General features: G+C 62.4%; 18 protein-coding genes. 4 read left to right on the forward strand and 14 right to left on the reverse strand.

The annotated features are described in order from the left end of the window. The first annotated feature begins 98 nt into the window (after nucleotides 1–98). Nucleotides 99–2,201: an ATP-dependent DNA helicase RecG gene (gene recG, locus O3298_RS07955; protein ID WP_305058942.1), complete on the forward strand. Its 2,103-nt coding sequence runs from the start codon at nucleotides 99–101 to the stop codon at nucleotides 2,199–2,201. 7 nt (nucleotides 2,202–2,208) lie between these two features. On the opposite strand, the gene O3298_RS07960 is transcribed toward recG, so the two are convergent. From O3298_RS07960 to O3298_RS08010, 11 genes are all read right to left on the reverse strand, one after another. Beyond that, the gene (locus tag O3298_RS07960) at nucleotides 2,209–2,334 is read right to left on the reverse strand and encodes a hypothetical protein (RefSeq protein ID WP_255206293.1); all 126 of its coding nucleotides are present in this window, start codon (nucleotides 2,332–2,334) and stop codon (nucleotides 2,209–2,211) included. After that, nucleotides 2,334–3,548 carry an MFS transporter gene (locus O3298_RS07965; protein WP_305058943.1) on the reverse strand — a complete coding sequence of 405 codons (1,215 nt, stop codon included), beginning with the start codon at nucleotides 3,546–3,548 and terminating at the stop codon, nucleotides 2,334–2,336. Before O3298_RS07965 ends, O3298_RS07960 begins: the two co-directional genes overlap by 1 nt. A gap of 11 nt (nucleotides 3,549–3,559) precedes the next feature. Further along, nucleotides 3,560–4,549 (reverse strand): Gfo/Idh/MocA family protein, encoded by a 990-nt coding sequence (locus tag O3298_RS07970; RefSeq protein ID WP_289912672.1) that lies wholly within the window; start codon nucleotides 4,547–4,549, stop codon nucleotides 3,560–3,562. Nucleotide 4,550: 1 nt separating this feature from the next. Next, nucleotides 4,551–5,369: a DUF3025 domain-containing protein gene (locus O3298_RS07975; protein ID WP_305058944.1), complete on the reverse strand. Its 819-nt coding sequence runs from the start codon at nucleotides 5,367–5,369 to the stop codon at nucleotides 4,551–4,553. Between the two features lie 7 nt (nucleotides 5,370–5,376). Continuing rightward, a complete protein-coding gene (gene pyrC / locus O3298_RS07980; protein WP_099666203.1) occupies nucleotides 5,377–6,429 on the reverse strand; it encodes a dihydroorotase in 1,053 nt (350 codons plus the stop codon). A gap of 150 nt (nucleotides 6,430–6,579) precedes the next feature. Further along, the gene (locus O3298_RS07985; RefSeq protein WP_305058945.1) at nucleotides 6,580–8,028 is read right to left on the reverse strand and encodes an amidohydrolase family protein; all 1,449 of its coding nucleotides are present in this window, start codon (nucleotides 8,026–8,028) and stop codon (nucleotides 6,580–6,582) included. A 30-nt stretch (nucleotides 8,029–8,058) separates the two neighbouring features. Continuing rightward, complete coding sequence (locus O3298_RS07990) at nucleotides 8,059–8,784, reverse strand: amino acid ABC transporter ATP-binding protein (protein WP_099666201.1); 726 nt, start codon at nucleotides 8,782–8,784, stop codon at nucleotides 8,059–8,061. A 19-nt stretch (nucleotides 8,785–8,803) separates the two neighbouring features. Next, the gene (locus tag O3298_RS07995) at nucleotides 8,804–9,496 is read right to left on the reverse strand and encodes an amino acid ABC transporter permease (protein WP_152254769.1); all 693 of its coding nucleotides are present in this window, start codon (nucleotides 9,494–9,496) and stop codon (nucleotides 8,804–8,806) included. A gap of 1 nt (nucleotide 9,497) precedes the next feature. Continuing rightward, nucleotides 9,498–10,247, reverse strand: coding sequence for an amino acid ABC transporter permease (locus tag O3298_RS08000; protein WP_077409318.1), 750 nt, complete (start codon nucleotides 10,245–10,247; stop codon nucleotides 9,498–9,500). Between the two features lie 99 nt (nucleotides 10,248–10,346). Then, nucleotides 10,347–11,303, reverse strand: coding sequence for an amino acid ABC transporter substrate-binding protein (locus tag O3298_RS08005; RefSeq protein ID WP_099666199.1), 957 nt, complete (start codon nucleotides 11,301–11,303; stop codon nucleotides 10,347–10,349). A 195-nt stretch (nucleotides 11,304–11,498) separates the two neighbouring features. Further along, nucleotides 11,499–13,349, reverse strand: coding sequence for an ABC transporter ATP-binding protein/permease (locus tag O3298_RS08010; RefSeq protein ID WP_289912668.1), 1,851 nt, complete (start codon nucleotides 13,347–13,349; stop codon nucleotides 11,499–11,501). A 61-nt stretch (nucleotides 13,350–13,410) separates the two neighbouring features. Here O3298_RS08010 and O3298_RS08015 point away from each other — a divergent pair, with 61 nt between their 5' ends. Both O3298_RS08015 and O3298_RS08020 read left to right on the forward strand, forming a co-directional pair. After that, nucleotides 13,411–13,851 (forward strand): acyl-CoA thioesterase, encoded by a 441-nt coding sequence (locus O3298_RS08015; protein WP_052139932.1) that lies wholly within the window; start codon nucleotides 13,411–13,413, stop codon nucleotides 13,849–13,851. A 42-nt stretch (nucleotides 13,852–13,893) separates the two neighbouring features. After that, a complete protein-coding gene (locus O3298_RS08020; protein ID WP_305058946.1) occupies nucleotides 13,894–15,486 on the forward strand; it encodes an alkaline phosphatase in 1,593 nt (530 codons plus the stop codon). On the opposite strand, the gene O3298_RS08025 is transcribed toward O3298_RS08020, so the two are convergent. Then, nucleotides 15,483–16,349 carry a LytTR family DNA-binding domain-containing protein gene (locus O3298_RS08025; protein WP_305058947.1) on the reverse strand — a complete coding sequence of 289 codons (867 nt, stop codon included), beginning with the start codon at nucleotides 16,347–16,349 and terminating at the stop codon, nucleotides 15,483–15,485. The genes O3298_RS08020 and O3298_RS08025 overlap by 4 nt on opposite strands. Nucleotides 16,350–16,507: 158 nt before the next feature. Here O3298_RS08025 and O3298_RS08030 point away from each other — a divergent pair, with 158 nt between their 5' ends. Beyond that, complete coding sequence (locus tag O3298_RS08030; protein ID WP_305058948.1) at nucleotides 16,508–17,680, forward strand: acyltransferase family protein; 1,173 nt, start codon at nucleotides 16,508–16,510, stop codon at nucleotides 17,678–17,680. On the opposite strand, the gene O3298_RS08035 is transcribed toward O3298_RS08030, so the two are convergent. Both O3298_RS08035 and O3298_RS08040 read right to left on the reverse strand, forming a co-directional pair. Next, nucleotides 17,677–19,359: a long-chain fatty acid--CoA ligase gene (locus O3298_RS08035; RefSeq protein ID WP_305058949.1), complete on the reverse strand. Its 1,683-nt coding sequence runs from the start codon at nucleotides 19,357–19,359 to the stop codon at nucleotides 17,677–17,679. The genes O3298_RS08030 and O3298_RS08035 overlap by 4 nt on opposite strands. Before the next feature lie 55 nt (nucleotides 19,360–19,414). Beyond that, complete coding sequence (locus O3298_RS08040) at nucleotides 19,415–21,097, reverse strand: long-chain fatty acid--CoA ligase (protein WP_099666194.1); 1,683 nt, start codon at nucleotides 21,095–21,097, stop codon at nucleotides 19,415–19,417. Nucleotides 21,098–21,156 lie beyond the last annotated feature (59 nt).

Below are 21,156 nucleotides of genomic sequence, written 5' to 3' on the forward strand. Positions count from 1 at the left end.
GGCATTACAATAATCCGCCGCAACAACTACGACTGCGGTACGCACAGGGTGTGCCGGACAACCCTCTATTTTACGCTAGCGGCACCAAAACCTTGCATATGTCCGATCCAAAGCCCGATCTTCCTCCCGCAGCCAAGCCCGCCGCGAAGCCGAAAGCCGCCAAAAAAGTGATCAGCACGGAAAGCCGGCTGGCCAAACTGGGCTTGCGCACGGATATGGACCTGGTGCTGCACCTGCCGATGCGCTACGAGGACGAAACCAAGGTCTACACGATACGCGACGCCTGCCTGCGCGGCGGCGAGTCGTGGCAAGTCGAGGGCATCGTCACCAAGTGCGAAGTCAATTTCAAGCCGCGCAAGCAATTGCTGGTGACGATCGCCGATGAAACGGGCAATTTGCTGCTGCGCTTCATGAATTTCTATGGCAGCCAGGTCAAGCAACTGGCCGAAGGCACGCGGGTCCGCGCGCGCGCCGAACTCAAACACGGCTTTTTCGGCGCCGAGATGGTGCACCCGACGTATAAAGTTGTCAACGAAGGCGCGCCGCTGCCCACAGCCCTGACGCCCGTGTACCCGTCCGGCGAAGGCCTGTCGCAGCACGTGCTGCGGCGCGAAATCGCCGACGCCATGCGCCGCATCGACTGGCAAGACACCTTGCCCGATCATCTGCTGCGCGACATGCAGCTGTCGCCGTTCCGCGCCGCCGTGCACCTGCTGCACTATCCGCCGCAGGATATCGATGAAAGCGCGCTGATGGACCGCTCGCACCCGGCCTGGGTGCGCATGAAGTTCGATGAACTGCTGGCGCAGCAGCTGTCGCTGAAACGCGCCCAGCGCGCGCGCCGCTCGAAAGGCGCCGCCTCGCTGCCCGTCGTCGGAACTTTATCGAAGGCCTTCGGCGCCGCCCTGCCCTTCAAGCTGACGGGCGCGCAGGCGCGCGTGCTCGAGGAAATCCGCGCCGACCTGCGCCAGCCGTATCCGATGCAGCGCCTGCTGCAAGGCGACGTTGGCAGCGGCAAGACGGTCGTCGCCGCCCTGTCGGCCACGCAAGCCATCGACAGCGGCTACCAGGCCGCGCTGATGGCGCCCACGGAGATCCTGGCGGAGCAGCACTTCCGCAAGATCGCTGCCTGGATGGAGCCGCTGGGCGTGAAGGTGGCCTGGCTGACGGGCAGCTTGAAGAAAAAAGAAAAGACGGCAGCGCTGGCCCTGATCGAATCGGGTGAAGCGCAGCTGGTGATCGGCACGCATGCGCTGATCCAGGACAATGTGCTGTTTGCCAAACTGGGCCTGGTGATCGTCGACGAGCAGCACCGCTTCGGCGTGGGCCAGCGCCTGACCCTGCGCAACAAGGGCGACAGCGCAGCCGTGCCGCACCAGCTGATGATGTCGGCCACGCCGATTCCGCGCACCCTGGCCATGACGTATTACGCCGACCTGGAAGTGTCGGTGATCGACGAGCTGCCGCCGGGCCGCAGTCCCATCGTCACGCGCGCCATCGACCAGAACCGCCGCGACGAAGTCATCGCCCGCGTGTATGCGGCCGCGCTGGAAGGCCGGCAGGTGTACTGGGTCTGCCCGCTGATCGAGGAATCGGAAGCGCTGCAGCTGCAAACGGCCACCGACACCTACATGATGCTGGCCGAAGCCCTGCCCGCGCTGCAGGTGGGCCTCGTGCACGGCCGCCTGAAGCCGGCGGAAAAGCAGGAAGTGATGGATGCCTTCATCGCCGGGCATATCCACGTGCTGGTGGCCACCACCGTCATCGAGGTGGGCGTCGACGTGCCGAACGCTTCGCTGATGGTGATCGAGCATGCCGAGCGCTTCGGCTTGTCGCAGCTGCACCAGCTGCGCGGGCGCGTGGGCCGCGGCTCGGCGGCCAGCGTCTGCCTGCTGCTGTACCAGGGCCCGCTGGGCGGCGTGGCGCGCCAGCGCTTGATGACCATGCGCGAAACGACGGATGGTTTTGAAATTGCCCGCCGCGACCTGGAAATCCGCGGCCCCGGCGAATTTCTCGGCGCGCGTCAATCCGGCCAGGCCATGCTGCGCTTCGCCGACCTGGAAACGGATCAATGGTTAGTAGATCAGGCGCGCGACGTGGCGCACGACCTGCTGCACGCCACCACGACGGCCGCCGCGGCCACCGTGGAAGCGCACCTGGCACGCTGGCTGGGCGGGAAAGAGGAATTCCTGAAAGTCTAAGAGCGCCCTACATGCACATCCAGAAGCGGTTCGCCAGGTCCAGCATGAAGTCGGGCCGCAGATAGGCCAGGAAGACGAGAGCCAGCAGCGCGGCGCCAGCCAAGCGCCATAGCCATGTGCGCCAGCTGGCCATTACGCGGCCACCGCCACGCGCTTGACGGCGCGCTCGTCGATGGGCAGGTTGATCAGCGCAGCCAGCAAGCCCAGGCCGATGGTGATCATCCACACGACGTGGTAGCTGCCCTGGTGCTCGTACAGATAGCCGCCCAGCCACGCGCCAAGGAAACTGCCCACCTGGTGCGAGAAGAACACCATCCCGGCCAGCATCGACAGATGCTTCACGCCGAAGATGCCGGCGATGATGCCGTTCGTCAGCGGCACGGTCGACAGCCACAGCACACCCATGCCGGCAGCGAACAGGTACACGGACCACGCCGACAAAGGCGCCAGCAGGAACACGGTGATGACCACGGCGCGCGTCACGTAGATGGCCGACAGCAGGTAGCGCTTGGCGATCTTGCCACCGAGTTTGCCCGCATAGTAGGAGCCGATGATGTTGAACAGGCCGATCAGCGCCAGCGCCGTGACGGCGATATTCGGATTCATCAGACCCTGGTCCTTCAGGTAGGCCGGCAAGTGCACGCCGATGAACACCAGCTGGAAGCCGCAGACGAAATACCCTGCCAGCAGCAGCCAGAACGAACGGCTGGCGATGGCTTCGCTGAAGGCGGCGCCCACGCTTTGCTGCGGGCCGCTGGCGTGCGACACGGGCGGCTCGCGCAAGTAGAAGGCCATCGGGATCATGGCCAGCAGTACCAGCGCGGCCAGCACATAAAAGGCGTTTTGCCAGCCCACGGCGGAAATCAGTTGCTGCTCGACCGGCATCATCAGGAACTGGCCGAAGGAGCCGGCCGACGACGAGATGCCGAAGGCCCACGAGCGCTGCTCGGGCGGCGCGCTGCGGCCGATGATGCCGCTGATGGCGCCGAAGGCCGTGCAAGCCAGCGCCAGGCCGATGAAGATGCCGGAACCGACGATGAACAGCGTGGGCTGCGTCACGAGCGCCATCCACACCAGGCCCGCCATGTAGCTGATGGCGCCGACGATGACGACGCGCATGGTGCCGAAACGGTCGGCCGCCATGCCGGCGAACGGGCCGAAGACGCCCCACATCAGGTTTTGCATGGCCAGCGCCAGCGAATACGTTTCGCGCGTCCAGCCATTCGCTTGCGAGATCGGCTGCATCCAGAAACCCAGGCCATGGCGCACGCCCATCGCCAGGGTCAGCACGACGCCGCTGGCGATGAGGACAGTTTTCAGGCTGGGACGGGATGAGTGCAATGTCATGGGATTCCTGTTCACGCCTGGTCGGCTCTGTACACGAGACCGATCTGGCCACGCATGGTGTCAAGGTTATGCATCAGCGCCACGCTGTCCGCATGCAGCATGACGGGACTTTCCAGCAAGCCGGCACGGATGCAGCGCATCGCCTCGATCGCCTCGTGCGCGTAGCCGTTGCCCAGGTGCGGCATGGCGACGACGCGGCGCCCGCCATCCATCGTTTCGACGATCAGGTGGTCGGGTTTGTAAAAACGGTTGGGCAGCCGAATCCGCCCCAGGCTGCCGGAAATGGTCATTTCCGTCGGCGTCTGCGCGCGCAGGCTGCAGGCGCAGGACGAGGTGCCCCCGCCCGCGTGCCGCAGCGAGAACACGACCTGTTCATCGACGCCTGTGGCGCCCATCTCGGCCAGCGCCTGTACCTGCGATACGGAGCCGAGGAAGAAGGCCGCCATCGACAACGGATAGATGCCCACGTCGAGCAGCGCGCCGCCGCCGAGTTCCGGATTGAACATGCGGTGCTCGGGCGGGAAATTGGCGACAAAACCGATGTCGGCCTGCACCTGCTGCAGCACGCCGATTTCGCCGCTGGCGATGATGCGCTGCGCTTCCTGCACGGCGGGCAGGAAACGGCTCCACATGGCTTCCATCAAAAACAGTTTTTTGTCGCGCGCCAGGTCGACCACGGCCTGCGCTTCGCGCGCATTCATGGTGAACGGTTTTTCGCACACGACGTGCTTGCCGGCGGTCAGGCACAGCATGGCATTTTCAGCATGCAGGGTGTGCGGCGTGGCGATATAGATCACATCCACGTCCGGGTCCATGGCCAGCGCCTGGTAGGAACCGTGGCAACGCTCGATGCCGAATTCGGCGCCGAAGGCCTGTGCGCCAGCCTCGCTGCGCGAAGCCACCGCCACCAGTTGCGCACCGGGTGCATCGCGCAAGCCATTGGCCATCGCGCGGGCGATCTTGCCGGTGCCGAGGATGCCCCAGCGGACGGTATTTTCCATGCTATTGCTCTCTTTCTGCGCCAGCCACCTTGCGCTTCGGGCGGAACACCGCCGCGTCATTGTAAAAATCGTCGTCCTGGCCCTCGCACCAGCCGGGCAAACCGAGCACGGGCAGCGGCGTGAAGTCCGCCGTGGTGAGGCCTTGTTGCGCCAGATCCTGCGCCACCCGCTCGTCGAGCCAGGCGCGGCGTGCCGCATCGTCCAGGGTGAAATAGGCGTCGCCGGCGAAGATCACGCGCGTATGCGCCGTGATGGCCTTGCGCGGCACCACCAGTTTTTCCATCAGCGCGTGGCCGAACAGCCAGACCTCGGCGTCGCCGCCCGCGTCAAACTTGTCGCGCTGCGCAATGAACGCGCTGCGCCAGTCATGCCCGCGCAGCGCCGCATCCAGCGCGCGCCCCGCATCGCTGTCGCGCAGCACCAGCAGGGCGGAATTTTCGTCAAAAATCGTCGCGCCATCGCGTGCGGGACCACGCGATTTTCCCACGCCGGACAGGGCGATCTGCGCCGCCTGCAGTGCGTTCAGCTGCCGCTTGATGCGCGGGAAGGTGAGCCACACGAGCGCGTTGAAAAAATCGTGCAGATTGTCGCGCGTGGGCACGCCGCCCGTCGCGCCGATGAACTCCTCGTAGGCGACGCCATCGGGCAGGTCCGCTTGCGGCACGAAAGCCAGCGGCAGGCCGGAGGGATTGCGCAAGTCCAGCGCCCGTGCCCGGCCGTTCAACGCGGCGATCACCGTGTCGCGCTGCAGGTCCAGCTGCCGTCGCGCCGGCAGCACCGTGGCAAACCAGGGGCGGGTCCAGTCTATCGATGGCAGCATGGAGTGATTACACCATTTTCCAGTTGATCTGCTCGCCCGCATTGAGCGGAATCACATGGCTGTCGCCCAGCGGCAGCGAAGCTGGCAAGGTCCAGCTTTCGCGCTTCAGGGTGATGGTGTCCGTGTTGCGCGGCACGCCGTAGAAGGCGGGGCCGTGGAAGCTGGCGAACGCTTCCAGCTTGTCAAGCGCGCCGGCCCGTTCGAACGCTTCCGCATACATTTCCATCGCATGCAGGGCCGTGTAGCAACCGGCGCAGCCGCAGGCCATTTCCTTGGCGCCTTGCGCGTGCGGCGCCGAGTCGGTGCCGAGGAAGAAGCGCTCGTCGCCGCTGGCGGCCGCCGTCATCAGCGCCAGGCGGTGCTCTTCGCGCTTGAGGATCGGCAGGCAGTAGTAATGGGGACGGATGCCGCCCTTGAAAATCTCGTTGCGGTTGTACAGCAAATGGTGCGCCGTGATGGTGGCGGCGATGGGACCTTCCGCTTCGGCCACGTACTGCGCCGCATCCTTGGTGGTGATGTGTTCGAACACGACGGACAGGGCCGGGAAGGCGCTGCGCAGCGGGCGCATCACGCGCTCGATGAAGACGGCTTCGCGGTCGAAAATATCGATTTCCGGATCCGTCACTTCGCCGTGCACGAGGAAGGGCATGCCCACTTCCTGCATCACTTCGAGCACCTTGTAGCAATTCTTCAAATCCGTCACGCCCAGGTCGGAATTCGTCGTAGCGCCGGCCGGATACAGTTTGACAGCCTGCACGATGCCGCTGTCCTGCGCGCGGCGGATTTCGTCGGGCGAGGTGTTGTTCGTCAGGTACAGCACCATCAGCGGATCGAAGTTCACGCCTTGCGGCACGGCGGCCAGGATGCGCTCGCGATAGGCGGCGGCATCGGCCGTGGTGGTGACGGGCGGTTTCAGGTTCGGCATGACGATGGCGCGGCCGAACTGGCGCGCGCTGTGCGGCAGCACGCTGGCCATGACGGCGCCATCGCGCAGATGCAAATGCCAGTCATCCGGACGGGTGATGGTGATGGAAGCGGGGGTGTGATCGAGTGTGGACATGGCGGCTGCTCTCAGGCGGTCATTGCGAATAGCGCCATTTTACCAGCCGTGAGGCTGCAGCACAGGCCGGGGAAGCCGGTGCCCCGGCCTAGCAGACAACAAAACGGTCGGTAAGCACCGGCCGTTTTCAACCGCAGGATCACATGCGAATCAGGACTTGGCCGGTACCAGCTCCTGCTTCGCCACCCAGGCGCGGATATCGGCCAGCATCCGGTCCAGCGCGGCGCGGTCGTACACCTGGCCACGGCTGACCACCAGGCGGATCTGGCGCGTGGCGCCGATGTCCTGCAGCGGATTCGCGTCGAGAACCAGCAGGTCGGCCGCCTTACCTGCCGCCACGCTGCCATAGCGATCCAGCTTGCCCAGGAAGCGGGGGCCGTTGATGACGGCAGACTGCAAGGCTTGCTGCGGCGTCAAGCCATACTGCACGTACAGGCCGATTTCATCGTGCAAGGCCTGGCCCGGGTAGTCGAAGGAATTCAAAAAGCCCGCATCCGTGCCGGCGATGATGCTCATGCCCTGCTGCTGCAAGATCGGCAGCAGCTTTGCCGATTGCTCGAACTGCGCATGGCGCTGGGCGATGGCTTCCGGGCCATCCTTGGCGGCGCGCTGCACGCGCCAGTCGTAGGTGGCGCGCAAGCCCTTGCCGATGTATTGCAGGGCCGGATCGTGCGTGTGGTCTTCGCGGTCCAGGTAAGCCGTCACGCGCGAACCCCACAGGGTAGGCACGATGGCAGTGCCGCGCGCGGCCAGGTAGCTGAAGGCCTTGCGCGCCGTCGGTTCGTCGTAGCTTTGCACGCTTGCGTGCATGGCTTCCTTGCCCGTCATCGTGCCGGCGGCCACCTTGTCCGTCAGCTCCTGCTCGCGCGGCGTGGTGGCGCGCAGCAAATACGATTGATGTTCGATCGTTCCCAGGCCCGCATCGGCCATCTGCTCCAGTGTGAGCTGCACAGGGATATGGCCCGAGGTGCGCATGCCCCGTTCGCGCGCCTGGCGCAGCGCTTCCAGGTACAGCTCAGGCTTCAGCGTGTTTTCCGTGATCTTCACGAAGTCCACTTGCTGCGCCTGCAGGCCGTCGAGCGCGCGCGTGACTTCCTGCGGCGTGCCCACTTCGATGGTGCCTTTCCACAACGGCTTGATGCCTTCGAGCTTGGCGCCCGACGTGAAGATGGTCGGCCCTTGCAACTGACCTGCGTTGATCTGCCGGCGCCATGCCAGCACCGTGTCGGGCAAGTCGCCCGAGCAGTCGCGCACCGTGGTGATGCCGTGCGCCAGGTACAGGGGCAGCAACTGCTTGTTCTCGTCGATCAGCTCGGGGCCGCCGCCAAAGTGCACATGCGTGTCCCACAGGCCCGGCATCAGGTATTTACCGGGCAGGCGGATGGTCTGCTTCGGCGCATAGCTGCGCAACTGCGCGTCGTCAACGACGGCGACGATGCTGTCACCCTTGAGCAGCACGGTCTTGCCGTTGACGGCGCGACCGCCGGCAACGTCGATCAGGGTGGCGTCGCGCAGGGCGATTTCAACGGCGATCTTGTCGGCCGCGTGGGCATGGGCGAGCAGGCCCAGCGCCAGCATGGCGCCGGCTATTTGTTTCATGACAAGCATTCGTACTCAACTTCAAAAAAATTAATGGATGATCTTGGCGAGGAAGTCGCGCGCGCGGTCCGAGCGCGTCGTGTTGAAGAAGTCATCCTTGCTGCAATCCTCGATGATCTTTCCCTGATCCATGAAGACGATGCGGTTGGCCACGCGCTTGGCAAAGCCCATTTCGTGGGTGACGACCATCATCGTCATGCCTTCCTGCGCCAGGCCCACCATCACGTCGAGCACTTCGTTGATCATTTCCGGGTCCAGCGCCGACGTGGGTTCGTCGAACAGCATGGCGATCGGGTCCATCGACAGCGCGCGGGCGATCGCCACGCGCTGCTGCTGGCCGCCCGACAGCTGGCCCGGGAATTTATCCTGCTGCGACAGCAGGCCCACGCGGTCCAGGTATTTCAAGCCCTTGGCATTGGCTTCGTCGGCGCTGCGGCCCAGCACCTTGATCTGGCCGATGGTGAGGTTTTCGCGGATCGACAAATGCGGGAACAGCTCGAAATTCTGGAACACCATGCCGATGCGCGCGCGCAGTTTCGACAGATTCGTTTTCGGATCGTTGACGCTGATGCCGTCGACGATGATCTGCCCCTGCTGGATCGGCTCAAGGCCGTTGACGGTCTTGATCAGGGTCGACTTGCCGGAGCCGGAAGGGCCGCAAATGACCATCACGTCGCCCTTGGCGACATTGGTGGTGCAGTCGGTGAGTACCTGGAACTGGCCATACCATTTGCTGACGTTATTGAGTTCAATCATCTTGTTCTTTCTTTTACGGTTAGCGAATGATGGCGACGCGTTTCTGCAGGCGTTTTACCAGGAACGACAAGGCATAGCACAGCACGAAATACACGACGGCGACAAACACGTACATCTCCACCAGGCGGCCGTCGCGCTGGGCGATCTTCGAGGCGGCGCCGACAAAATCGGGAATCGACAGCACGTACACGAGCGACACGTCCTGGAACAGCACGATGGTTTGCGTCAGCAGCACGGGGATCATGTTGCGGAACGCCTGCGGCAGCACGATGCTGCCCATCGTCTGCCGGTAATTCATGCCCAGCGCCTGGCCGGCCCACACCTGGCCACGCGGGATCGACTGTATGCCGCTGCGCATGATCTCGCAATAGTAGGCCGCCTCGAACATGATGAAGGTGATCAGCGCGGAAGAAAACGCGCCCACTTTCACGGGTTCGTTCGCGCCGATGACCCAGGCGGCGATGTACGGCACCAGGAAGTAGAACCAGAAGATCACCAGCACCAGCGGGATCGAGCGTATCAGGTTGACGTAGCTCGACGCCACGCCCGAGACGATGCGGTTGCCGGACAGGCGCATCAGCGCCAGCAGGGTGCCCAGCACGATGCCGCCGACCATGGCCAGCGCCGTCAGTTTCAGGGTGAAGACCATGCCGGTCTGGAACAGGTAGACCCACGAGCGGGAGATGACATCGAAGTCGAAATTACCGAACATGTCAATGTCCTCCCGTCTTGGCGCCGGCGACGATGAAGCCCGGGATGGCGACCTTTTTTTCGATCAGGTGCATCAGCACCACCACCAGCAGGTTGACGACGACGTAGATGATGGTGGCGGCCGAAAACGCCTCGAACACCTGGAAGGAAAACTCCTGGATGGCGCGCGCGCTGGCCGTCAGTTCGATCAGGCCGATGGTCAGCGCCACGGAACTGTTCTTGATGATGTTCAAAAATTCGCTGGTCAGCGGCGGCATGATGACACGCGCAGCCATCGGCAGCAAAATGAAGCGGTAGGTTTGCGGCAGGGTCAGGCCCAGCGCCGTGCCGGCCAGTTTCTGCCCGCGCGGCAGCGCCTCGATGCCCGTCGTTACCTGCACGGCCACGCGCGAGGAAGTAAAGAATCCCAGGCACAGCACGGCCGTGACGAAAGGCGCATTCGGCAGCGACTTGACCCAGGCGCCCAGGTCAGGCGGCAGCAGCTCCGGCATGACGAAATACCAGAGGAACATCTGCACCAGCAGCGGCACGTTGCGGAACAATTCGACGTAGGCATTGGCCACGCCCACCAGCCATTTGTTCGGCAGGGTGCGGATGGTGCCGATCACCAGGCCCAATATCAGCGCCATGATCCACGCCGCACCGGCCGTGGCCAGGGTCCAGACGAGGCCGGACCACAGGGTGTCCATGTACGTGCCCACGCCATCGGGAGAAATCTCCCAGAAAATGCGCCAATTCCAGTTGTAATTCATGATCATCCTTCCATGCAGCTCAAGGAAAGCGGCTTGTCCGCCACCCGTCCCGTAAATAAAACGGGAGGCTTGCGCCCCCCGATTTGTTACGCACTCTTGTTATTTTTTCCGTTTGTCCGAGGTCTTCTGCGCTTCCGGTACGGCCGCATACGCAGCCGGGTCGCCCGAATCGGTCGGATTCGTGAAGACCGCCTTCAATTGCGGCGGCATGGGGAATTTCAGGTTGATGTTTTTCGGCGGGATCGGCGAGGTAAACCATTTCGCGTAGATGCGGTTGATATCGTCGCTCTTGTACAGGCGGATCAGCGCGTCATCGACCACTTTCTTGAAGGCGGGATCGCCCTTGCGCAGCATGATGCCGTACGGCTCGACCGACAGCGCTTCCTTGGTGATTTCGTAGTCGTTCGGGTTTTTCGAGTTGGCCACTTGCGACGCCAGCAGGATATCGTCATTGGCTTCGGCCACCGCACGGCCCGTTTCCAGCATCAGGAACGATTCAGGGTGGTCCTTGCCGACGGCAATCGTCATACCCAGGTTTTTTTCCTTGTTCAAAATCGTCATCTGCTTGATGGTCGACGTGCCGGCCGTGGCGACCAGGGTCTTGCCGCGCAAGTCTTCCAGGGTCTTGATATTCGAGGTTTTTTTCGACAGCACGCGGTTGCCGATGACGAACATGGTGGGGGCGAATGCCACCTGCTGCTGGCGTTCCAGATTGTTCGTCGTCGAGCCGCATTCGAGGTCGATGGTGCCGTTGGCCATCAGCGGGATGCGGTTGGCCGACGTGACGGGGCTCATCACCACTTTCAGTTCGCTCAGGCCCAGGTGCTTTTGCAGGGCCGTGACGACTTTCATGCACAGGTCGATCGAATAACCCTGGTATTGCTGCTTGTCATCGAGATAGGAGAAAGGCACGGAGCCGTCGCGCACGCCGAGGGTGACGGAACCGGCTTTCTTGATCTTGGCCAAGGTGCCGGTCAATTCCTGAGCCTGGACTGGCGACATGCTGCTGATGACACCGACGCTGAGCAGCGTGGCGATGATTTTGGTCAATTTCATAAATTCTCCTGGGCGGACAAACCGGATGGACTCCGAACGAAACAACTGTGGTGCAGACGCCACCAATGGAATTAATTTTATTTCATTTTCAGCGCTGGACTAGCCGTTTTCTGCGATTGCCCGCAAATAGGCGCTATACGCGCGCCTGAATCGGCGCGGCTGTAGCATTTTTCCTACTGATTTCGCCTTCCCGATTTATTTTGCCGGCGCCAGCCCCGCCAACTCGTCCTCTTGCGCCTCGTCATCCATATTTGCCTGCTGGCGTTGCCACATCTGCGCGTACAAGCCATCGAGCGCCAGTAATTGCGGATGCGTGCCCCGCTCGACGATGCGGCCATGGTCGAGCACCAGGATTTGCTGGGCATCCGCCACCGTCGACAGGCGGTGCGCAATGACCAGGGTGGTGCGGTTTTTGGCGATGTCCTTCAGCTGCGACTGGATCGCCTGCTCGGCCTTGGAATCGAGCGCCGACGTAGCTTCGTCGAAGATCAGGATAGCCGGGTCTTTCAGCAAGGTGCGGGCGATGGCCACGCGCTGCTTTTCGCCGCCCGACAGTTTTAGCCCTCGCTCGCCCACCATGGAGTTGTATCCATCTGGCAAGCTTTCAATAAAATCATGGATCGACGCCGCTTTCGCCGCCGCCACGATGGCTTCCTTGCTGGCGCCCGGCTTGCCGTAGGCGATGTTGTATTCGATGGTGTCGTTGAACAGCACGGTATCTTGCGGCACGATGCCGATGGCCGCGCGCAGGGAATCCTGCGTGATGGCGCGCAAGTCCTGGCCATCGATGGTGATGCCGCCTCCATCGACTTCATAGAAGCGGAACAACAAACGCGACAGGGTCGACTTGCCCGAGCCGCTATGCCCCACCACGGCCGTCGTGGTGCCGGCGGGAATCTGGAAATCCACGTCGAACAGGATTTGCCGCTTGGCTTCATAGCTGAAATCCACATGCGCAAAGCGCACGGCAGCGCCCCGCGTGACGAGCGGCTTGGCTTCCGGCGTATCGGCGATTTCGCGGTTCTCGTTCAGCAGCGAAAACAGGCGTTCCATGTCGGCCAGGCTTTGCTTGATTTCGCGGTAAATGACGCCCAGGAAATTGAGGGGAATGTACAGCTGGATCATGAAGGCGTTCACCAGCACCAGGTCGCCCAAAGTCATCGTGCCATTGATGACGCCCACGGTGGCGCGCCACAGGATCAGGGTAACGGCCGTGGCGATGATCAGCGACTGACCCGTATTGAGCAGGGACAAGGAAGTCTGCGATTTCACGGCGGCCGATTCATAGCGCTGCAAGCCCTCGTCGTAGCGCTTCGCCTCGTAATCCTCGTTACCGAAATATTTGACGGTTTCATAGTTGATCAGCGAATCGATGGCCTTGGTATTCGCTTTGGAATCGAGGTCGTTCATGGTGCGGCGGAAATGCGTGCGCCAGTTCGTCACCAGCACGGTAAACGCGATGTAGGACACCAGCGCCACCGCCGTGATCACGGTGAACCAGATGTCGTAGTGCAAGACCAGGTAGCCGAGCACGAGGGTGATTTCCACCAGGGTCGGCAGGATGTTGAACAGGGTGTAGGAAATGAGCGAGCCGACGCTGCGCGTGCCCCGCTCGATGTCGCGCGTCATGCCGCCCGTTTGCCGGTTCAAGTGAAAGCGCAGGGACAAGGCATGCAGGTGGCGGAACACTTGCAGGGCGATGGTGCGCACGGCCCGCTGCGTGACCCGCGCGAACAGGAATTCGCGCAACTCCGTAAACAGGGTGGTCGACAGGCGCAGCAAGCCATACGCCACCAGCAAGCCGACCGGCAACACCAGCAGCGCTTGCGGATGGGCCGCCGTGATCGTCATGGCGTCGACGAGTTTTTTCAGGATCAGGGGCACGCCCACGTTGGCCAGCTTGGCGCCCACCAGGCATAGCAGCGCCAGCAGCACCCGCCATTTGTAGACCCAGAGATACGGCAGCAAGGTCTTGATGGTGGCGAAATCGCTGTGGCTGGCGGAGGCTGGCGAGCGGGGCGGAGGGGGAGTCTGGGAACGGCGCATGGCGAAGGTCGGCTTTTTATGGTTCAATCGGGGCAATTGTAGCCTTTCATGAGAATAAAAGATGAGCACCTCCCCCGACCGTCCCGACAACTGCCTCGCCTCCGGCCTGCCCGCCGGAAAAATGCCGGAATTGCGCATGATGCCCGCGCCGTCCGACGCCAATGTGTACGGCGACGTGTTCGGCGGCTGGATCATGGCGCAGGTCGATATCGCCGGTTCCCTGCCGGCCACGCGGCGCGCCAACGGCCGTGTCGCCACCATCGCCGTCAACTCCTTCGTCTTCAAAAACCCCGTCTTCGTCGGCGATCTGCTTTCCTTCTACGCCGACATCGTCAAGGTTGGCAATACCTCGATCACCGTCAATGTCGAGGTGTATGCCGAACGCAACCGCCTGCAGGCATGCATCGTGAAAGTCACGGAAGCCACCCTGATCTACGTGGCGACGGACTCCGACCGCAAACCGCGCAAAGTGCCGCCGATCGAGACCTTGCTGTCGCCTTGATTGTCGCTGTTACATTAATCCCACGTTTTATTTTCAGACGGCATGGATAGCCAGCGCCGCATCTTCCTGCAGAGCGCCGCCCGCATCGGTGCGCTGGCCGCGGCCGGCAGCGTGCTGTCCGGTTCCAGCGCGAGCGCTGCCACGCGCCTGAACGGCGCCGGCTACCCGTTTGCGCTCGGCGTCGCTTCCGGCTCGCCCTTGCCGGACGCCGTCGTGCTGTGGACGCGCATCTGCTACGACCCGCTGCATGCCAGCGCCACGCCCGCCATCGCCCTGAACGTGCGCTGGGAAGTGGCGGACGACGAGGCGTTCCGGCGCATCGCCGCCAAGGGGCAAGCCACGGCCACGCCCGCCCTCGCGCACAGCGTGCACGTCGATGTGGGCGGCCTGGCGCCCGGACGCTGGTACTGGTACCGCTTCATGCTGGGCGACGCCGTCAGCCCCGTGGGCCGCACGCGCACGGCGCCCGAGCCTGGCGCCATGCCTTCTTCGCTGAAACTGGCCGTCGCCTCGTGCCAGCATTGGGAATTCGGCGCCTACGCGGCGCACCGGCACATCGCCTCCGCCGCGCCCGACCTGGTGGCCTTCCTTGGCGACTACATCTACGAATGGGGTCCATACCAGCTGCAGCACCCGAGCCGGGCCGTGCGCACGCATGAAAGTTTTACCCTGGACGACTATCGCGCCCGCTACGCGCAATACAAGAGCGACCGCGACTTGCAGGGCGCGCACCTGGCCGCGCCGTGGATCGTCACCTGGGACGACCATGAAGTGGCCAACGATTACGGCAATGACCGCGACGAATTGCTCACGCCTGCTTTTTTGCAGCGCCGCGCGGCCGCCTACCAGGCATTTTATGAACACATGCCGCTGCGCCTGCTGCCGCTGGGCCGGCGGGGCTTTGTCGACATGCGCATCTACCAGCGCTATGACTGGGGCCGCCTGGCGCGCTTCCACGTGCTGGACGACCGGCAATACCGCGCCTACCATGCGTGCGCCAAGCCGGGCCGCGGCGGCTCGAATTCCGTCACCACGCGCAGCTGTCCCGACTTGCGCAAGCCCGAACGCACGATGCTGGGCGCAGAACAGCAGCGCTGGCTGCAAGCCGGGCTCGATAATTCTCCCGCGCGCTGGAACATTTTGGCCCAGCAAACCCTGATGGCGCAATCGAGCCAGGTGCCCATCCTGCGGCCCGGCGACGAACGCATCTGGACCGATGGCTGGGATGGCTATCCGATGGCGCGCCAGCACTTGCTCGACGCCTTGCGCAGCAGCAAGGCCAGTAATCCGCTGGTACTGTCGGGCGACGTGCACACCTTTTATGCCACCGAACTGAGCCGCAACGCCATGCGCCCTGTCGGCAAGGATAATCCCGTGCTGGCCACCGAGTTTTGCGGTACCTCAATCACGTCGAGTTCCCGCCCGCAGGCACGCACGGAGCAGTACGTGGCGATGAACCCGCATATCCGCTACGGACGCAGCGACAAGCGCGGTTATATGTTGCTGGACATCACACCGGAGAAAACCACGGCCCTGTTCCAGGGCTTGGAGAACGTGCGCGACAGCGCGTCGGCCATCGCGACACTGGCCAGTTTCACCGTCCAGGACGGCAAGGCTGGCGTACAACGCGTCTAGCCTATGCTTTTCAAGGCGTCGCGGTAGCGCCGGCTGACGGGCACTTCGCCGCCCGTGGACAGCACCGCGCGCGCATCGCCCGATTCCAGCGGCACGATGCTCCGCACAAAATCGAGGTTGACGATATAGCTGCGGTGCACGCGCAGAAAGCGCTTGCCGTCGAGGCGGCGCTCGATGGCCGCCATGGTCGAGCGCAGCGGATAGTCGTGGCCGCGCACATGCAGATTCACATAATTGCCCCACGCCTGTATCCACTCGATCTCAACGGCCGGCAACAGAAAATCCTTGCCCAGCTTGCGCACCAGAAAGCGTTCCGGCTGCTGCACCGGTTCCACGGCAGGCCCTTCGTCGGGTTCGCCCAGCAGGGTCGCCTCGCCTTGCCAGCGCATCAGCAGCAACTGGTAAAAGCCCGTGAACAATAAAATGGAGAAGTAAGTACGTACATCCTTGATATATTCATACGGCAACTCGTGCCACCAGTTACCGAAATCATAGTCGCTGCCGGCGCTCCAGTAAGCCAGTTTGCGCAAGGCCACCATGGCCAGCACATGCACGAGGCTGTAGACGAGCGACGCGGCCAGGTGCCAGCGCAGGTTCTGGCGCTGGAAAACCAGGTGCAAGGGGCGAAACTGGTTAGCCAGGATCACCACCGGTACCAGCGCCAGCAGCACCAGGTTGCTGCTCCACTCCCACACGGCCACTTCCCAGAAGGGCGTATCGAGCCCGGCGCGCACGCGGTCGGCCCAGCTGATCCAGCAGTTGAGCGACGTTTGCAGCAGATACAGGACGATCCAGAAAGCTGGCTCGGCGATCTGGCGCCAGCGTTGATATCGTTGCAACAAATCGGTGGAAGACAGGCGCATGGCGGCGGACAGTGAATAAGTTGCATGATTGTAAGGTCCCAAAGCCGTCCCAGCGCCACCGCTCGTCACAAACAGCCCGCGATTGATCACTTTTCGCTGGTTCGCCCCGGGCGGCCTGCCTATGCTGGGGCATTCCCTGACCGACGGACCCCACGACCATGACCACAGATTCCCGCCGTTACGATATCGATGCCTTGCGCTTTCTTGTCTTCAGCCTGCTGATCGTCTACCACACGGCCATGCTGTACCTGGATGGCGCCGCGTTCCACATGAAAAGTACTTACCTGACGGAAACATTGAACTTTCCCATGGTCTTTATCAACCGGTGGCGCATGGAAATCGTGTTCCTTGTTTCCGGCGTGTCTTGCGCCATGATGACGCAGGCGTCCAGCGGTGCGTTCCTGCGGCGCCGGATCAAGCGCCTGTTGCTGCCCTTGCTGTTTGGCGTGCTGGTAGTGATCCCCGTGCAACCGTATTGCGAGGGCGTCAGCAACGGCCTGGTCGAGCCTGGCTATGGACCATTCCTGCTGCATTACTTTGGCGGCCATGCCTGGCCGGCCGGCGCATTTACGGGCTGGAAGACCAGTTTTACGTGGAACCATCTGTGGTATCTGGTGTACCTGCTGCTGTACACCATCGTGCTGGTGGCCTTGCAGCCTCTGCTGGCCAAGGCAAGACCGCTGTTTGCGGGCCTGCGCGGCTGGCGCCTGCTGGTCCTGCCCGCCCTGCCAACGCTGGCGGCAACGGCTTTCCTGAAGCTGCGCTATCCGGAAACCCATGCGCTGCTCAAGGACTGGTACGCGCACGCCATCTATTTCACCATGTATCTGTATGGCTGGTGGCTGGGCAATGACAAGGGAGGGTGGCAGGAACTGGCGCGCTTGCGCTGGCAGGCGCTGCTGCTGGCACCCTGCGCGTTTGCCGTGTATCTTGGTTTTGACCTGGTGGCTTCGGAAAACCTGCTGACCTGGGCCTCGTTTGGCTCCTGGCCCATGCGCAACCTGTACATGTGGCTGGCCATCTGCGCCATCCTGGGCTGGTCGCACACCTTGCTGAATAAACCGTTTGCCTGGCTGCCATGGGCGCGCCAGGCCGTCTTTCCCTGGTACATCTTGCACCAGAGCGCGATCGTGCTGCTGGCCTACTGGCTGGTGCCGTTGCAGCTGGGTCCCGTGCTCGAGCCGCTGCTGATATTGGCAGGCACGGTGGCGACCTGCTGGCTGGGCACGTCGCTGCTGATCAGCAAGGTGAGCTGGCTGCGTCCCTGCTTCGGCTTGCCCGCCCGGCCACGGCAAGCCGTGGCGGCGGACACAGCCCTGGCGGCGAGTTAAGCCGCTTTCTTTTCGTCGCGCAATTGACGGCGCAAGATCTTGCCGACATTGGTTTTCGGCAATTCATCGCGGAACTCGATGTATTTCGGCTTCTTGTACGCCGTCAACTCATGCTTGCAATGCTCGCGGATCTGTTCCACCGTCAGGTTCGGATCCTTGCGCACGACAAACACTTTCACGGCTTCACCCGAGTTGGCATCCGGCACGCCGATGCAGGCGCATTCCAGCACGCCCGGGCACGACGCAACCACGTCTTCCACTTCGTTCGGATACACATTGAAGCCGGAAACGATGATCATGTCTTTCTTGCGGTCCACGATCTTCACGTAGCCGCGCTCATCCATGACGCCCACGTCGCCCGTCTTGAAATAGCCGTCGGCCGTCATCGACTTGGCCGTCTCGTCCGGACGCTGCCAGTAGCCCGCCATCACTTGCGGGCCGCGCACGGCGATCTCGCCCGGTTCGCCCAGCGGCACTTCCACGCCATCGTCGTTCAAAATCGCCACTTCCGTCGACGGGAAAGGCAAGCCGATGGTGCCCGTGAATTCCGTGATGTCGACGCGGTTACCCGTCACCACGGGCGACGTTTCCGACATGCCATAGCCTTCGATCAGCGGGCAGCCCGTCAATTTGAGCCAGCGTTCGGCCACATTGCGCTGCAAGGCCATGCCGCCGCCATTGCACACTTTATAGCTGGAAAAATCGAGCTTGGCGAAGTCGGCATTGTTCAGCAGCGCGTTATACAGAGTATTAACTGCCGGGAAGACGACGATCTTGTGCTTGGACAATTCCTTGACGAAACCGGGAATATCGCGCGGGTTGGGGATCAGCACGCTCATGCCGCCCAGGCGCATGCCCATCAGGGCGCTGACCGTCAGCGAATAGATGTGATACAGGGGCAAGGCGCACATGAAACCCATCGAGGTCGCGCGCATTTCCTTGGTCATCACGGGCGACATCCACGCCTCGTTTTGCAGCACGTTGGCGATCACGTTACGGTGCAACAACATCGCGCCTTTCGACACGCCTGTCGTGCCGCCCGTGTACTGCAGGAAGACGATATCGTCATGTCCCTGCTGCACCGGCGTCAAGGTCAAACGGGCACCCTCGGCCAGCATCTTGTTGAAGCCGATGGCGCCCGGCAAGGAAAACGCGGGTACCATTTTCTTGATCTTGCGCACGACGAAGTTGACGATGGTGCCCTTCAAGCCACCGAGCAAGTCGCCCATGGTGGCGACGATCACATGCTTGACCTGGGTGTGCGGCAATACCTGTTCCACCGTGGTGGCGAAGTTTTCCAGCACGATGATCGCTTCGCTGCCCGAATCGATCAGCTGGTGCTGCAATTCGCGCGGCGTGTACAGCGGATTGACGTTCACCACGGTGTAGCCGGCGCGCAAGATCGCCGCCATGGCCACCGGATACTGCAACACGTTCGGCAGCATAATCGCCACGCGCGCACCCGGTTGCAGGCCCTTGCTTTGCAGCCAGGCGCCCATCTGCTGCGACAGCTGGTCAAGCTCGCGGTAGGTGAGGAATTTATCCATGCACACGAAGGCGTTGCGGTCCGCATATTTCTGGAACGACTCTTCCAGCAAATGCGTGACGGAACGGTATTGCGTGCAATCAATCTCTGCGGGAACGCTGTCCGGGTACGACTTCAACCAAATCTTGTCCATCTCGCCTCATCTTTATCTGTAAAAGGGACGCGCCTCCTGGCGCATCCCACACTGTTTATGCTGCTATCTTTGTTTCGTCACGCAGGGCGCGACGCAAAATCTTGCCGACGTTGGTCTTCGGCAGTTCATCGCGGAACTCGATGTATTTCGGCCGCTTATAACCCGTGAATTGTTCCTTGCAGTACGCGGCCAGCACTGCCTGGGTCAGGTTTGGATCCTTGCGCACAACAAACACTTTTACGGCTTCACCCGAGTGTTCGTCCGGCACGCCCACGCAGGCGCACTCGAGCACGCCAGGATGGGCCGCGATGACGGCTTCGACTTCGTTCGGATACACATTGAAGCCGGAGACGAGAATCATGTCTTTCTTGCGGTCCACGATCTTCACGTAGCCGCGCTCGTCCATGATGCCCACGTCGCCCGACTTGAAGTAGCCATCGGGGGTCATCACCTTGGCCGTCTCGTCGGGACGGTTCCAGTAGCCGCTCATCACTTGCGGCCCACGGATGGCGATCTCGCCCGTCTGGCCCAGCGGCACTTCCTTGCCGTCGTCGTCGAGGATGGCGATGTCGGTCGAGGGCACGGGCAAGCCGATGGTGCCGGAAAACGCCGTGCTGTCGGCGCGGTTGCAGGTGGCGACGGGCGACGTTTCCGACAAGCCATAGCCTTCGATGATGGACACCCCCGTCACTTGCAGCCACTTGTCGTTGACGGCTTGCTGCACCGCCATGCCGCCGCCATTGGCGATCTTCAAGCCCGAGAAATCGAGCTTGGCGAAATCGGGGTGGTTCACCAGCGCGTTATACAAGGTATTGACCGCTGGCAGCAGGTTGAATTTGTACTTGCCCAGTTCCTTGATCAAGCCCGGAATATCGCGCGGATTCGGGATCAGGATATTCAGGGCGCCCACCCGCGTGCCCCACATCGCGCACGCCGTCAGCGCAAAGATATGGTACAGCGGCAAGGCGCAGACGACGATCATCTGTTCCTTGCTGTTCTGGTCGAGCGCCGCGCCCGACCACGCTTCACTCTGCAGCACATTGGCGATCACATTGCGGTGGCTCAAGGTCGCGCCTTTCGACACGCCCGTCGTGCCGCCCGTGTATTGCAGGAAGGCAGCGTCATGGACGCTCAGCTCGACGGGCGTGAGTTTCATGCGGCTGCCCAGCGCCAGCGCCTGCTTGAAGCGCATGGCGTTCGGCAAGGAATACGCGGGCACCATCTTCTTGACATTGCGCACGACAAAATTGACGATCATGCCCTTCAAGCCGCCGAGCATTTCGCCCATGCTGGCGACGACGACATGCTTGACGGCCGTCTTGCCCAGCACCTGCTCCAGGGTATGGGCGAAGTTTTCCAGCACGATGATGGCTTCGCTGCCCGAATCATTGAGCTGATGCTCGAGTTCGCGCGGCGTATATAAAGGGTTGACGTTGACCACCGTGTAGCCGGCGCGCAAGACAGCGGCGATGGCCACCGGATACTGGAGCACGTTCGGCATCATCAGGGCGACGCGCGCCCCCTTCTTCAGGCCGCGGCTTTGCAGCCAGGCGCCCAGCTGGCGCGAATAGGTATCGAGTTCGGCATAGGTGAGGAATTTGTCCATGCAGACATAGGCATTGCGATCCGCATATTTTTGAAACGCTTCTTCCAGCAAATGCACCAGCGAACGATATTGATCAGGATCGATGTCGGCGGGGACGCCGGGAGGATACGACTTCAGCCAAATTTTTTCCATCCTGTGCCTCTTGTCTCGAATAATCGTGGGGGAGCCGGCGCACCCTGCCGGCGCGGATC

This window comes from Janthinobacterium sp. SUN137 (assembly GCF_030587265.1).
GTDB classification, from domain to species: domain Bacteria; phylum Pseudomonadota; class Gammaproteobacteria; order Burkholderiales; family Burkholderiaceae_D; genus Janthinobacterium; species Janthinobacterium kumbetense.

Coding starts and splice junctions, on each gene's coding strand:
- O3298_RS08015 (WP_052139932.1), top strand. CDS start 13,411: ATGAGCACCTCCCCCGACCGTCCCGACAACTGCCTCGCCTCCGGCCTG.
- O3298_RS08040 (WP_099666194.1), bottom strand. CDS start 21,097: ATGGAAAAAATTTGGCTGAAGTCGTATCCTCCCGGCGTCCCCGCCGAC.
- O3298_RS07965 (WP_305058943.1), bottom strand. CDS start 3,548: ATGACATTGCACTCATCCCGTCCCAGCCTGAAAACTGTCCTCATCGCC.
- O3298_RS08005 (WP_099666199.1), bottom strand. CDS start 11,303: ATGAAATTGACCAAAATCATCGCCACGCTGCTCAGCGTCGGTGTCATC.
- O3298_RS07995 (WP_152254769.1), bottom strand. CDS start 9,496: ATGTTCGGTAATTTCGACTTCGATGTCATCTCCCGCTCGTGGGTCTAC.
- O3298_RS07960 (WP_255206293.1), bottom strand. CDS start 2,334: ATGGCCAGCTGGCGCACATGGCTATGGCGCTTGGCTGGCGCCGCGCTG.
- O3298_RS07985 (WP_305058945.1), bottom strand. CDS start 8,028: ATGAAACAAATAGCCGGCGCCATGCTGGCGCTGGGCCTGCTCGCCCAT.
- O3298_RS07990 (WP_099666201.1), bottom strand. CDS start 8,784: ATGATTGAACTCAATAACGTCAGCAAATGGTATGGCCAGTTCCAGGTA.
- O3298_RS07975 (WP_305058944.1), bottom strand. CDS start 5,369: ATGCTGCCATCGATAGACTGGACCCGCCCCTGGTTTGCCACGGTGCTG.
- O3298_RS07970 (WP_289912672.1), bottom strand. CDS start 4,549: ATGGAAAATACCGTCCGCTGGGGCATCCTCGGCACCGGCAAGATCGCC.
- O3298_RS08030 (WP_305058948.1), top strand. CDS start 16,508: ATGACCACAGATTCCCGCCGTTACGATATCGATGCCTTGCGCTTTCTT.
- O3298_RS08035 (WP_305058949.1), bottom strand. CDS start 19,359: ATGGACAAGATTTGGTTGAAGTCGTACCCGGACAGCGTTCCCGCAGAG.
- O3298_RS08025 (WP_305058947.1), bottom strand. CDS start 16,349: ATGCGCCTGTCTTCCACCGATTTGTTGCAACGATATCAACGCTGGCGC.
- recG (WP_305058942.1), top strand. CDS start 99: ATGTCCGATCCAAAGCCCGATCTTCCTCCCGCAGCCAAGCCCGCCGCG.
- O3298_RS08000 (WP_077409318.1), bottom strand. CDS start 10,247: ATGAATTACAACTGGAATTGGCGCATTTTCTGGGAGATTTCTCCCGAT.
- pyrC (WP_099666203.1), bottom strand. CDS start 6,429: ATGTCCACACTCGATCACACCCCCGCTTCCATCACCATCACCCGTCCG.
- O3298_RS08010 (WP_289912668.1), bottom strand. CDS start 13,349: ATGCGCCGTTCCCAGACTCCCCCTCCGCCCCGCTCGCCAGCCTCCGCC.
- O3298_RS08020 (WP_305058946.1), top strand. CDS start 13,894: ATGGATAGCCAGCGCCGCATCTTCCTGCAGAGCGCCGCCCGCATCGGT.